Genomic DNA, 11,884 nt, shown 5'->3' with positions numbered 1-11,884 from the left:
GAGATATAACCTCAAAAAAAATCACATCTCTTGTGCATGAAGCCCTAATTTTTTGAGCTGTTCAATCAGTATTTCTTTTTCTTTATTGTCTAACCCGCCACATATCTCGTTCATGGCTGCTCTATGCTTTGGAAAGACTTTGTCCATAAGCTCGGTTCCCTCTTCTGTTATCACCACATAGGTTATGCGGCGGTCTTTTGGACAAGGTTTTCTTCTGATTAATTTTTTATTCTCTAATTTATCTACTACATAGGTAATGCTGCTGCTTGCAATCAAAACTTTTTCACCAATCTTTTGAATTGGCTGATCCCCTTTGCTATAAATCAATTCCAGCACAGAAAATTCTGTAGGGTTTAAACCGAGACATTTTATATCTTCTTCTACACGTTTCTTTATCGATTGCAATGCTCTCGACAACACAACGAATACCTTTAATGATAAATCTTCTTCATATTTACTTACTTCCTTATTATCCATGATAATCTTCCTTTCAATTATCTTGAATTCGAGATAATTATATAATACTTTATTTGTACATGTCAACTAGTATTATTTAAACAATCACATTCACGTTATATTGTCCGTATGTAAAAGAACAGAATTTCCCCATAGCGAGTAATTTCCGCCTTTATTAGTAAACCCATCTTTAGATCTACCATAAGGAAGTGAGTCGTAAAAATTAACTTGGTCAGTTTTCAAAAACAAATTTGCAGTAGTAGGAGGCACTTCCTTAAAGTTCTCCTTACTGATTTCGATAATCAAATTTATCTGTTGGAACATGAAGAGAATGCCCATTCACTACTACTGTATGTTTATCGCTCCATACAATTTTTGCTGTTTCTTCCCCTTCATTCCAATAAACGTTCTTTTTCTTACCCTTTTTATTAAAGACAAGTTCCCCGCGGATTGCATATGAAGTAGTTGCACCACCATTTGTCCGATAAGCTTTTAAGGTATAGGACCCGTCTGGTGAAGTTTCTTCTGTAATATATTCTCCTTTTGGCAATCGATTCATATCATAAAAAGCCCAGTATACTCCATAGCCAATAATCCCAATAAAAAGAATAACACTGATAATAAACAGAAAGCCTTTATTTCTTTTGCTTAGATAAGTATTCAAATGATTTCCCCCCCACATTTAAAATAATCTAAATATTCTTTCCTTATTATATATTATTAATTATATAGAGATTTATAAAACCCTTCTTCCATCAAGATCCAATAAAATACAGGTGGCATTTCCTCCACCTGCTTTAGTCGTTGTATTAAGTATTAAGAACGTTTTTGTTTCTTTCTAGAAGAATCTTCCTTTGTTTTTCCTGTTTCCTTTGAAGTTGTTCCTTGACCTTCTGGCTGGTTAGAACCTAAACCAATTGTCGATGGATCAGCTTTTCTGTTTGTCATTCTCTTCACCTCCACAGATTAGTGTTCCATGAATAAATGAAGTTATGTGAATCGTTGTATAAAGAATGAAAAACATACATTGTAACTTTAGATGCTGTTATTCGTATTACTTTATATAAGGATAAAGCAAACAACCGCAGTATAGAAAAAACTTCTATTAGTGATGCCCTTATAACCACTAATGGTTAGTTATATTTATCGACCTTCAAGTGTACATCCCATCCTTAGCTGACAGATTTTCTGCAGTTTGAGCTGGAAGGTATGCAAAAAAAAGAAAGGAGAAACGACTGTCATGAACAATCAGACAAACACTAATTCAATCATATCGGTAACATTGGGTATTTTATCGGTATTAATTCCCTTCATTGGTCTTATTTTAGGAATTATCAGCATTATTTTTTCAAGAAAAGCAGTAAATGAAATCAATAAAACGGACGAAAATGGGAGAGGTTTTGCGACAGCAGGTTTAATATGGGGCATAGTTGGAATAATCCTCCAACTATTAGTACTGTTAGGGATTATTGCGTTTTTATCACTAGCTACTTTTGGATAAACTATATGTTTTTGTGAGGCTCCCCCTTTATGGAGAGCCTTTTTAGAAAATCATATTGTTGTTGCTTCGGATAGTACCTACAATATTACTGACAACTTTTAAAAGCATTCTGCCATTTATATTATTTAAAAATATATTTCTAGAAAATAAGCGTAATTCTTGTTCCTTCCCCTAACTTGCTATCTACAAATATCTTTCCGCCATGTGCTTCGACAATCTGCTTAGCAATAGCTAATCCTAAGCCACTTCCTTTATGTGCTTCTCCTGTATTTGTTCCGCGATAGTAGCGAGAAAATAAATCCTCTAGTTCTCCTTCTTCAATGCCATTGCCATTATCCTCTATCCATACTTTAATCGTTTCTTTTTCTTGACCAATAAATACTTGAATAAAGGTATCGGGTGGATTATGAACGATGGCATTATAGATTAAATTCATTAATGCACGTTGTATCAAGGTTTTATCGCAGTTAAATAAAATTTGCTCGGTTTCTGTTGAAAAATCAAGATTGGTTTCCTCGTATAAAGGGTGATTCAAAATTTGGATAACGGACTCCCTTATGATATCCACCAAATTTGCTTCTGCCTTTTTCAAAAGAAAGACATTGCTTTTTAATTTATAGGTTAGATTCAAATCATCGATTAAATGCTCAATATAGACTGATTTATCCAGGATAATATCCACATATCGATTCTTTTCATTAGCATCTAGCTCGTAGTCTTGCAGCAGTTCCGAATAACCTTTAATCGAGGAAAGTGGTGTTTTTATATCATGCGTAATATTCGTAATCCATTCTTCTCTCATCTTTTCTAATTTTCTGCGCTCTGCTTCATTAGATTGCAGTGTATCCGATAATTCATTTAAATTCTCAAATACCGTTTTATAAACACCCTTCACCTCTCCTTCTGTTTCTTTAATAAGTCCGAGCAGCATTCGAATCGTCGTTGACTTTCCAGCTCCGTTTGGACCGAGAAACCCATAAATCCCTCCCTTTGGTACTAATAGATTCACCTGATCAACCGCTAAAAACTTTCCAAATTTCTTCGTTAAATTGCTTGTTTCAATAATATAATCTGACATGACTTTCTCCTCCATTTCTTTTCTTCCATTATTCTAGCCGCTCTATCTTAACTGTTCGTTTTCCATACCTTAACTGAACCTTAAAAATCTATAATTTTCTACCTGCACATAAATAGAACAAAAAATACAGTCTTTAAATTAAAGTTATTTTTTCATATAGTAGTTATCACACAGGAAGGCAACAGAAAAGGAGTAGTATAGATGAAAATAGAAGAACCAAAGATACCTGCGAACCTACCATCAAAGAATTTTCACGATATATTGTACGAGGAAGAATTAGAGTTAGAAGGATGCGAAGTTCATCACTCCATGTTTGAAGAAGAAGTATTAAATAAAGTACGGTTATCGAAAATGGTGCTGAAGAATTGTAAGTTTATGCATACTGATTTTTCCGGCATGGAATTAACAGACGTTATTTTTGAAAGCTGTGATTTCTCTAATGCGAAGCTCACTAGTTCTTCCATTCACAAATGCCAATTTACTAACTGCAAATTATTAGGGGTAGATTTTACAGACTCCCGTTTAAGAAATGTGCAGTTTACTGATTCCTTATTGAGACTAGCCGCTTTTGGAAGCTCCAAATTAGAGAAAGTTAGATTCCAAGACTCGCCTGTTGAATCTGCTGATTTTTATGATTGTCTCTTTAAAAAGATCGAATTTAAGAAATGTACAATGGACGGAGCAAATTTTGAAAGAACTTCCCTTAACGGTGTTGATATTAGTACCTCTACCTTCCAATCATTGCTTGTATCTCCACCAGATTTAAAAGGGTGTAAGGTTTCTACCTATCAAGCCATCCAATTTTCTGCTTTATTAGGCTTGGAGATTGTTGATTGATTGCATAAAAAAGTTCTAGCAAACCGTCCTATTTCGGTTTGCTAGAGCTTTTACTGTTTATCCCCAAAACTTCATATAATCTTTCCTTTTTTAACATACTAATGTTGAAAGATATCTTCTCCTCTTTCAAAAGGTTCTAAGGGATTTATTTAAAGGTGACACCCAATTTGTCTATTTATCGCCATAAAAGTTTTCTTTATGATATATGTGGTAATTTAGTAGAGAACACAAATTTAATGCCTGTTGCATACTCAATATAAATGAAAGTTTTTCATATGTAGACAGCCACTACAGTCAGGATTGCACATTGAAAGTCGTAGCAAAGCATCTCCAATATGATTATGCTTATCTTTCCAAGCTGTTTGTTCATATAACAAATATGACCTTTATCGAATACTTGACGCAGTATCAAATATCACAGGCGTGTTGTCAGTTAAAAAATCGGCAGCTGCCGATTGGCAAAATGCCATAAACTGTGGGTTACAATAATTTGCGATTCTTTCATCGCCATAAAAAAAGATTACTCACATTTCGCCTAGAAAATAGCGAGAACTCTCGTAAGATGTATAGAAAGCCGATATTATGTCCATTTTATAGATACAATGCTTAAAGGTGGGATTTCCATGGAAAACGCCTCCAAGAGATTGCAAATATTGATAGGCGACACGTTACAAATACTTGATCATATGAAAGTAGATGCTGACAAAGATCCTTTGCTTCAGCAAGTGAAGAATGATTTACAAGAACAGAAGAACAAAATGGATAACTTTCCAAAATCAAACGAAGAAATCATCAACACAGCCAGCTCGATGACACAAAGTCTTGATAGAATAAACAATATGGTTCAACAATTGGAAGCTAGCTTAATGGAGGACTATCAAGCATCAACAGGGGGCATTGATGAATATCAGCATATGTCCATTGATGAGCAAAGAGAACAGCCTGAAAGTTATCATGATAAAATTGATTACTTAAGTGCTGTAAAAATCCGCGAAAATATAAATCGAATGAATGAAGTACTACTAAACATTAGATCTTAATATTATTTAAGTAAAGGGGAGGGGAGATTCCATGCCTTTCGTTATAACTTCACCATGTATGCATGAACAAGCAGGAGATTGTGTAGATGTTTGTCCTGTTGATTGTATCGCAAAGGGAGAAGATCAATTCTATATTGATCCCGATATTTGTATTGACTGTGGTGCATGTGAAGCAGTATGTCCAGTTTCCGCCATTTATCATGAAGAAGAGGTACCACCAGAAGAACAGCCTTATATCCAGAAGGCTATCGATTTTTACAAATCATATGAAGGATAAGGAAAAACAAATCAACTTTTTTAGTTGATTTGTTTTTCTTTTTTTCGTTTAGGGATAGTATTGATTGGTTGCCTTATGCTATCCTTTTCAAAGTATGAAAAACCTTGCCAGAAATCTTCTGACAAGGTTCTTCCTTACATCTTAATTAGTGGTCAAGCACCTATCTAACGATATTAAAGAGCTTAAGCTCCCTCTTTCTCCACGTTAGCATCTATATCTTTTTTTAATTTATTTACTTTATCTTCAATTTCCGCTGGAATATACTTCGCTTTTTTCAAATATGTTTTACTTAATGAATAATCAGGAACTGCTTTAAAAGCATTGGCTAAAAAGTAAAAATTGACTTGGGCATCACTAGCAAGATGGATTGTTTCATCAACTATCTGTTGATATTCGCCTTTTTCCAACAGAGCAATAAATTTCTTATCTTCATCTGTTAATTCTTTTGCTTTTGTTTCTTGGTCTGCATTCGTTTCTTTTTTCACTGGTTCCTCTTTTTTCTCTTCGGCTGAATTCCCGCATCCTGCAAGCAAGAATAGGAACGCGACCATAAATAGAGAAAGATATTTCATCTGAATCTCTCCTTATATGCATATAATATAATTACTATTTTATAAACCGTAAGTATTATGTAGCCTATCTAAACACTTGGTCAACATATGTTACCCTACTGTTATGTATTATTAGAAAAATTAGAATATTATTCAGTATTTAACCATAATAAATTCTAAACTCCACTAATGAAGATGCTTGACTGGAACATTTTAACATATAGTTTTCATTATATCAATATATTATGATTTGTTTATTAATTCTAAAAAATCTATCATTTCCAAAAATCGGATTGCTCTACTTTTTCTAAAATAGTCTATAAAAAAAGTGCTGAAGCCCAAAAGGGACAGCACTTTTTATCTAAGCAAAGATTATAATTCTTCGCCATTTGTCGCAATGACATTTTTGTACCAATCAAATGATTTTTTCTTCGTTCTTTTCAATGTTCCATTTCCATAATCATCTTGGTCTACATAGATAAAGCCATATCGTTTAGACATTTCAGAGGTGCTGGCAGAAATAAGATCAATACAGCCCCAGCTTGTGTAGCCAATTAAGTCTACACCTTCTTTAATTGCTTCTTTCATCTGCTCGATATGTGCCCGCATATATTCAATACGATAATCATCATTAATAGAGCCATCTTCTTCTACTTTATCATGTGCACCTAATCCATTTTCAACGATAAATAAAGGTACTTGATATCGATCATACATTTTCTTTAGCGTAATACGCAATCCTTTCGGGTCGATTTGCCAGCCCCAATCGGATGATTCTAAGTATGGATTTTTCACTCCAGAGAAGAAGTTTCCTTTTTCTTTTTTCTTATCTGGTGCTCCACTTGCAACCATAGACATATAATAGCTAAAAGATAGGAAATCAACAGTATGCTGTAAAAGCAGCTCTTCATCCCCTGGAAGCATTTCAATCTGAATATTATTTTCCTCAAAGTAGTTCAGCATAAAGCTTGGATAATAACCGCGCACTTGAACATCTGTGAAAAATAAATTCTTCTGATCCTCTTCTAATGCTGCTAATACATCATCTGGATTACATGTTTCCGGATATACTTCCATACGTGCCAGCATACAGCCAATCTGTGCATCAGGAATAATCTCATGACATGCCTTCACTGCTCTAGAGCTTGCCACAAATTGATGATGTAAAGCTTGATAAATAGCTTGTTCTTTATTCTCTACCTCATCAATTAAAATTCCACTACCAATGTAAGGGGATAGGGTTGAGATATTAATTTCATTAAACGTTAACCAATACTTCACCTTGTCCTTATAGCGGTTAAAGACAGTTTCAGCATAATGAACAAAGAAATCTACTAATCGTCTATCTACCCAACCATTATATTTTTGGACAAGGTTCAGTGGAATTTCATAATGGGATAGCGTCACCAACGGCTCAATTCCATATTTAGCCAACTCATCAAATACTCGATCATAAAAAGCTAAGCCCTCTTCATTTGGCACCAAGTCATCCCCATTCGGGAAAATACGCGGCCAAGAAATAGACAGACGGAATGTTTTGAAGCCCATCTCTGCAAAAAGAGCAATGTCTTCTTTATAGCGATGATAAAAATCAATCCCGCGACGTTTCGGAAAATTGTCGCCGCCTTTGCCAGCTAATAGTGCTTCTAATTCCGCTTTGCTCTTCACATCCATCTCGATATCATCGCCACGTTCTTCCTTTGGAACGAATGTGACCATATCAAAGATCGATAATCCTTTCCCGCCTTCATTATACGCACCTTCTAATTGATTGGCAGCTGTAGCTCCCCCCCATAAAAAGCCTTCAGGAAATCCGTTTTTCTTCATTATATGTTTCCTCCCTTTTCTAATCTCTACCTATAATGATACGCTTACAAAAAAGAAAAAACTGGTCTCTTTCAGACCAGTTAAAAAGAAGGATATCGTTTTTGATAGTGATAGATGAGAATATCAAACAAACGTAATAAGGTATAACTACTCACAGCACTATTATCAATTTTTCCACATTGTAAAATCTCATCAAATATATGTTCGTGCTTCTCGGAATCTGAAAAAGTAATTAGCAATTTCTTCCCGCTTGCTGCCTTAATTTTTTCTTTGATTGCTAACGCTTCTGTCAGGATGTTTCCTTCAATGGAAATGGTAATAATCATATCTTCTTCTGTCAAATGAGAGACTGTTTCCAATTGTTTAAAAAAATTCGTATTGCATTCACATAGCTTTCCGAGCAGAAATAATTGCTTTTGAAGCTCCATCGCTTGAATTTGATGTTTTTCAAATCCTAATATGACAATTCTTTTAGACTCATGAATCTTTTTTATGATACGGTCTAGTTGTACTCTGGAAATTCTTTCCATTATCTCGATATTTTCCTTTAGTTTTAATTCAAATGTTTCTGTAGTTAAGCTCTTTTCCCTTTCCTCATACATTCCCCCATGATAAGCAACACTACTGCGGAGATTCGAAAAGTTACGGAAGCCAATTCGCTTACAGAAACGATTAATTGTAGATGGGGCAACATTACATACTTCCGCAGCCATTTCTAAAGAATAGCCTTCTATATGATGAATATTTTCCAGGAAACTATTGGCGATGGAATAGTTAATATCTTTTTCTAAAGAATTATTTATGTACGCTAAAAGGGTATAAATTAATTGTTCCAAAATTTCCACCTCATGATGATCGTATCATATTATTGTAGGAATGGTTAGGAATTTGAAAGAATGATGAGTAAATGTTAGATTCCCACCTTTCAATAAAAATCAAAATAATTTATTTTCTGTATATTTTATGAATATTCTTTTTCTATTATTTACTTTTTTTTCTAATTATTCTATATTTGCATTAATATACTAGAAAGGAGGAAATTCAAATGAAGAAAAAAAACTTTGAGATACCTACTCGTTCTAAAAACTGTAATGGAATTAATTGCGGTTAAATTTATTGGCCTTTTTGAAGATTCCCTCACAATGTTTTAGCCTAAGATGATTAAATATTTCTGTGAGAAATATCCTCATCTAACTTTTATGATGCAGACTAATGGCACAAATTTATTAAATCCAACTATTATGAATTTAATCTTAAAGTATAATTTTAAAGTTACTGTAAGTATAGATGGACCAAAAGAAATTCATGATAAGTATAGAAGAGATATTAAAAATAATCCAACGTATGAAAGAATACTAGATAATGTAAAAAAAATCCAAATGACAAATCCTGATAAAATTCTTTCCATTCAAGCAACTTATTCTCCTTCTACTAATAAGCTTTATTCAAAAAAAGAAATTGCTAAACAAATCTATCGTGACTTTGGTATACCAAATATAGCAGTTAATGATGTATGGGAAGTAGGAACGTCTAATTATGTTTATAATATAGTTAGAGAAGAAATTGAAGAAGACTTTGAAGAGTTTCTAAATGAACAATCTTATTTTATGAGAACTAACACTTCTGATATATTATCTTATTTCTTTTCGAAAGAAATAGATTGGTTTCACTTTTGTGAAGCTGGTTTGGAGTTACTATCTATCGATCCAAATGGAAACATTTGGCCATGCCATTTATTTGTTAATACCTCTGAAAAAATCACCAATATAGTTAACGAAGATATAAATTATGTCTGGAAAAAAATTATGAGTTATCCTGAAATATTTCATTCCAAAACGAAAGTACGAAAAGAGTGTGAGTTATGTATTGCTCGCTTCAGATGTGTCTTATGTAAAAGAACTAATGAAAATCCATATCAAGAGATTAGTTGTAAGAGTAAAAGGAAAGAAACAAAAATTGTTTTTCGATTTAATCGCAAAACACCATGATAGAATAGAGGATATCGTTTCTAAATTAGATAGAATTCATAATATTATTTAATTTTCCTTTAACACCAAAATTCTTTTGTAAAGAATCAACTTAAAAGAAGGTGACTACTTGTCTAAAAATATAAATAAAAAATGGTTAATTATTTTTATCTTTTTGCTACCATTTGCAGCATTTGAAAATACCTTTAAAGCATTTGTTTTTAAAGAAGTTTTCGATTATTTTGAAGCCGCAAATAAACTTCCTCTTGTAAATTTAATTATCTTTACTATTGGCGGTTATTTCTTAATTATGATTAGTCAAACATTATATAACTTTACTGTACATCAGATAATTTTTATGAAGATTTCAGCCTTAAAACAAAAAATTTTTAAAGTTTTTATTTATTCAGATAATTTACTTCAAGAGAAGAATACTGCATCTTATGTTTCATTCTTATTAAATGATTTAAAATTAATTCAAACCAACTATTATGACTCCTTATTAAAAATTATTCTAAACCTAATAATTTTTTTCATATCTATTAGTGCTATTTTCTTTCTTAATAGTACGATGGCTATTCTATTAATAGTAGTGTTTATTATTCCTAGTCTTATCCCACAATTATTTAAAAAAAGGATTGTTAATCAAACAGAAGACTGGACAAATAAAAATGAAATTTATACTGGAAAGGTAAAGGATGCTTTTACAGGTATAGACACTATTCGAGGATATGGTATGGAAAAGCGAATGATTGATGATCATATTACATATAATTCTACTGTTGAAAGAAGTTTTGCGACATTAAATAATTGGCGTGTACTTTCAGATAATATTGTAGGTTTTTTTGGGCTTTGTGGTTTTTTCTTTGTTAATCTATATGGAATAATCCTTGCCACTCGAGGGGTTATTACTATTGGAACAGTTCTAGCAATTATTCAGCTTTCTAATACTATTATTGCTCCAGCGCTTGATTCATTGGAAGAGTATAATAACATATTAACTACCAAAAAAATTCGTGATAGAATTCAAAACTTTATAAAAAGCACACCCGATATACCTGCTAATCATCAAGCAATCTCTTTTAAAGATGCATTAACATGTGAGAATCTCACATACAAAATAGGAGATAAAATGATTCTTTCAGATTTAAACCTTGAAATAAAAAAAGGAAAAAAAATTCTTATTACCGGTCCTTCAGGTTCAGGAAAAAGTACCTTATTGAAAATACTTCAAAAGAGAATTCAAAATTATCAAGGTACTATAAAACTTGATGGCGTAAACTTTCTAGATGTTGATGCAATTTCTTTTTATAAAACAATATCCATGATTAATCAAAAACCGTTCTTATTTGATGATACGCTTCGAAATAATATAATACTCGGAGAAAATTACAGTGAAGCAGATATTATAAATGCCTGTTCTCGGGCTGGACTAACTGAAGTAATTTTTGATAAAGGGCTAGATTATAAAGTTGGAGAAGACGGAAAGAATTTGTCTGGGGGACAGAGACAGCGTATCGAAATAGCACGAGCATTTCTAAGAAATCGTGAAATTCTCCTTATGGATGAAGCAACATCCTCTTTAGATAGGGAAACTGCTAAGGAAATTGAACAAATAGTCTTACTAGATAAAGAACTAACTGTTGTTTCTGTTTCTCATCATTTTGAAAAAGAAAATTTATCTGTTTATGACGAACTTATTGTTTTGATAGATGGGAATATAGTAGAATTCGGCTCATTCGAACAACTTATGCACAGACCACATTCCTATGTGCATTTCTTAGCATGATTAGGAAGAAAATCAGAAATAAATATTTATTTAATTAAGGAAAAGAGAAAGGGCAATAATAATTTGCTCTTTTTTTTATTGATTTGAGATCCCTTTCATCAGCCTGCTTGACTTAAACCATAGTTTAAGCCGTATACTAATCTTGTCGACAATGATTGGAGATCTCCGAATGAAATAACAGTGATGCATCAGCTAAATTTAATATTCCTGAATCAACGTTAAGATATTATAAAACACATGGATTACTTCCATTGCTAGAACGCGATGAAGCTGAAAGGCGATTATTTTCCGAAAAACAGATGGCACCATTCCGAACCATTATTTGTTTAAAAAATACGCATATATCTATAACAAGAATTAAACAATATATTGATTGGATTATCGAAGGAAACAGCACCATCCAGCTGCGCCTTGCCATGATGGAAAATCACAAACAAGATGTAATCGCTGAAATCTCGTTAATGAAGGAAGTCCCTAAAAGGAATTGATGAGAAAATTTCACGATACTTGAAAAGATCGCGGAAAGAATATAGGAAGAAATTAAATAGAATATAAAATAAT

At 32.8% G+C, this 11,884-nt stretch carries 15 protein-coding genes; 8 read left to right on the top strand and 7 right to left on the bottom strand.

From position 1 onward, the window contains the following. Window positions 1–21: 21 nt before the first annotated feature. The 3 genes from NiCM35_RS10950 to NiCM35_RS10940 form a co-directional block, all read right to left on the bottom strand. Window positions 22–477: a MarR family winged helix-turn-helix transcriptional regulator gene (locus NiCM35_RS10950; RefSeq protein WP_047945040.1), complete on the bottom strand. Its 456-nt coding sequence runs from the start codon at window positions 475–477 to the stop codon at window positions 22–24. 265 nt (window positions 478–742) lie between these two features. Then, window positions 743–1,120, bottom strand: coding sequence for a DUF5412 domain-containing protein (locus NiCM35_RS10945; RefSeq protein WP_249937912.1), 378 nt, complete (start codon window positions 1,118–1,120; stop codon window positions 743–745). A 152-nt stretch (window positions 1,121–1,272) separates the two neighbouring features. Next, the gene (locus NiCM35_RS10940) at window positions 1,273–1,404 is read right to left on the bottom strand and encodes a YuzL family protein (RefSeq protein ID WP_095334117.1); all 132 of its coding nucleotides are present in this window, start codon (window positions 1,402–1,404) and stop codon (window positions 1,273–1,275) included. A 292-nt stretch (window positions 1,405–1,696) separates the two neighbouring features. On the opposite strand from NiCM35_RS10940, the gene NiCM35_RS10935 reads away from it, so the two are divergent. Further along, window positions 1,697–1,957 carry a DUF4190 domain-containing protein gene (locus NiCM35_RS10935; RefSeq protein ID WP_095334118.1) on the top strand — a complete coding sequence of 87 codons (261 nt, stop codon included), beginning with the start codon at window positions 1,697–1,699 and terminating at the stop codon, window positions 1,955–1,957. Window positions 1,958–2,096: 139 nt separating this feature from the next. Here NiCM35_RS10935 and NiCM35_RS10930 read toward each other — a convergent pair whose 3' ends face one another. Beyond that, window positions 2,097–3,035: a sensor histidine kinase gene (locus NiCM35_RS10930; RefSeq protein WP_433779485.1), complete on the bottom strand. Its 939-nt coding sequence runs from the start codon at window positions 3,033–3,035 to the stop codon at window positions 2,097–2,099. Between the two features lie 201 nt (window positions 3,036–3,236). Between NiCM35_RS10930 and NiCM35_RS10925 the strand changes: the two genes are divergently transcribed. From NiCM35_RS10925 to NiCM35_RS10910, 4 genes are all read left to right on the top strand, one after another. Then, window positions 3,237–3,872 (top strand): pentapeptide repeat-containing protein, encoded by a 636-nt coding sequence (locus NiCM35_RS10925; protein WP_095334122.1) that lies wholly within the window; start codon window positions 3,237–3,239, stop codon window positions 3,870–3,872. Window positions 3,873–4,179: 307 nt separating this feature from the next. Next, window positions 4,180–4,344 carry a hypothetical protein gene (locus NiCM35_RS10920; RefSeq protein WP_433779483.1) on the top strand — a complete coding sequence of 55 codons (165 nt, stop codon included), beginning with the start codon at window positions 4,180–4,182 and terminating at the stop codon, window positions 4,342–4,344. Between the two features lie 151 nt (window positions 4,345–4,495). After that, window positions 4,496–4,912, top strand: coding sequence for a hypothetical protein (locus NiCM35_RS10915; RefSeq protein ID WP_123258999.1), 417 nt, complete (start codon window positions 4,496–4,498; stop codon window positions 4,910–4,912). A gap of 31 nt (window positions 4,913–4,943) precedes the next feature. After that, on the top strand, window positions 4,944–5,189 hold the full coding sequence (locus NiCM35_RS10910; RefSeq protein ID WP_047943252.1) for a ferredoxin family protein: 246 nt from the start codon (window positions 4,944–4,946) through the stop codon (window positions 5,187–5,189). A gap of 182 nt (window positions 5,190–5,371) precedes the next feature. Here the strand turns inward: NiCM35_RS10910 and NiCM35_RS10905 are convergent, their stop codons facing one another. From NiCM35_RS10905 to NiCM35_RS10895, 3 genes are all read right to left on the bottom strand, one after another. Next, window positions 5,372–5,761 (bottom strand): hypothetical protein, encoded by a 390-nt coding sequence (locus NiCM35_RS10905; protein WP_123259904.1) that lies wholly within the window; start codon window positions 5,759–5,761, stop codon window positions 5,372–5,374. Window positions 5,762–6,112: 351 nt separating this feature from the next. Continuing rightward, window positions 6,113–7,567 (bottom strand): glycoside hydrolase family 1 protein, encoded by a 1,455-nt coding sequence (locus NiCM35_RS10900; protein WP_095334130.1) that lies wholly within the window; start codon window positions 7,565–7,567, stop codon window positions 6,113–6,115. 80 nt (window positions 7,568–7,647) lie between these two features. Beyond that, window positions 7,648–8,403 carry a MurR/RpiR family transcriptional regulator gene (locus NiCM35_RS10895; RefSeq protein WP_164463934.1) on the bottom strand — a complete coding sequence of 252 codons (756 nt, stop codon included), beginning with the start codon at window positions 8,401–8,403 and terminating at the stop codon, window positions 7,648–7,650. A 321-nt stretch (window positions 8,404–8,724) separates the two neighbouring features. On the opposite strand from NiCM35_RS10895, the gene NiCM35_RS10890 reads away from it, so the two are divergent. From NiCM35_RS10890 to NiCM35_RS10880, 3 genes are all read left to right on the top strand, one after another. Then, window positions 8,725–9,555 carry a radical SAM protein gene (locus NiCM35_RS10890; RefSeq protein ID WP_433779479.1) on the top strand — a complete coding sequence of 277 codons (831 nt, stop codon included), beginning with the start codon at window positions 8,725–8,727 and terminating at the stop codon, window positions 9,553–9,555. A gap of 109 nt (window positions 9,556–9,664) precedes the next feature. Next, window positions 9,665–11,323, top strand: coding sequence for an ABC transporter ATP-binding protein (locus tag NiCM35_RS10885; protein WP_433779477.1), 1,659 nt, complete (start codon window positions 9,665–9,667; stop codon window positions 11,321–11,323). A gap of 203 nt (window positions 11,324–11,526) precedes the next feature. Beyond that, window positions 11,527–11,811: a MerR family transcriptional regulator gene (locus NiCM35_RS10880; RefSeq protein ID WP_095334142.1), complete on the top strand. Its 285-nt coding sequence runs from the start codon at window positions 11,527–11,529 to the stop codon at window positions 11,809–11,811. Window positions 11,812–11,884: the final 73 nt, after the last annotated feature.

Source organism: Niallia sp. M35 (genome assembly GCF_050971705.1).
Taxonomy (GTDB): domain Bacteria; phylum Bacillota; class Bacilli; order Bacillales; family Cytobacillaceae; genus Niallia; species Niallia circulans_A.
This window is presented reverse-complemented; position numbering and strand designations above follow the sequence as displayed.

Coding starts and splice junctions, on each gene's coding strand:
- NiCM35_RS10950 (WP_047945040.1), bottom strand. CDS start 477: ATGGATAATAAGGAAGTAAGTAAATATGAAGAAGATTTATCATTAAAG.
- NiCM35_RS10940 (WP_095334117.1), bottom strand. CDS start 1,404: ATGACAAACAGAAAAGCTGATCCATCGACAATTGGTTTAGGTTCTAAC.
- NiCM35_RS10935 (WP_095334118.1), top strand. CDS start 1,697: ATGAACAATCAGACAAACACTAATTCAATCATATCGGTAACATTGGGT.
- NiCM35_RS10930 (WP_433779485.1), bottom strand. CDS start 3,035: ATGTCAGATTATATTATTGAAACAAGCAATTTAACGAAGAAATTTGGA.
- NiCM35_RS10925 (WP_095334122.1), top strand. CDS start 3,237: ATGAAAATAGAAGAACCAAAGATACCTGCGAACCTACCATCAAAGAAT.
- NiCM35_RS10915 (WP_123258999.1), top strand. CDS start 4,496: ATGGAAAACGCCTCCAAGAGATTGCAAATATTGATAGGCGACACGTTA.
- NiCM35_RS10910 (WP_047943252.1), top strand. CDS start 4,944: ATGCCTTTCGTTATAACTTCACCATGTATGCATGAACAAGCAGGAGAT.
- NiCM35_RS10905 (WP_123259904.1), bottom strand. CDS start 5,761: ATGAAATATCTTTCTCTATTTATGGTCGCGTTCCTATTCTTGCTTGCA.
- NiCM35_RS10900 (WP_095334130.1), bottom strand. CDS start 7,567: ATGAAGAAAAACGGATTTCCTGAAGGCTTTTTATGGGGGGGAGCTACA.
- NiCM35_RS10890 (WP_433779479.1), top strand. CDS start 8,725: ATGATTAAATATTTCTGTGAGAAATATCCTCATCTAACTTTTATGATG.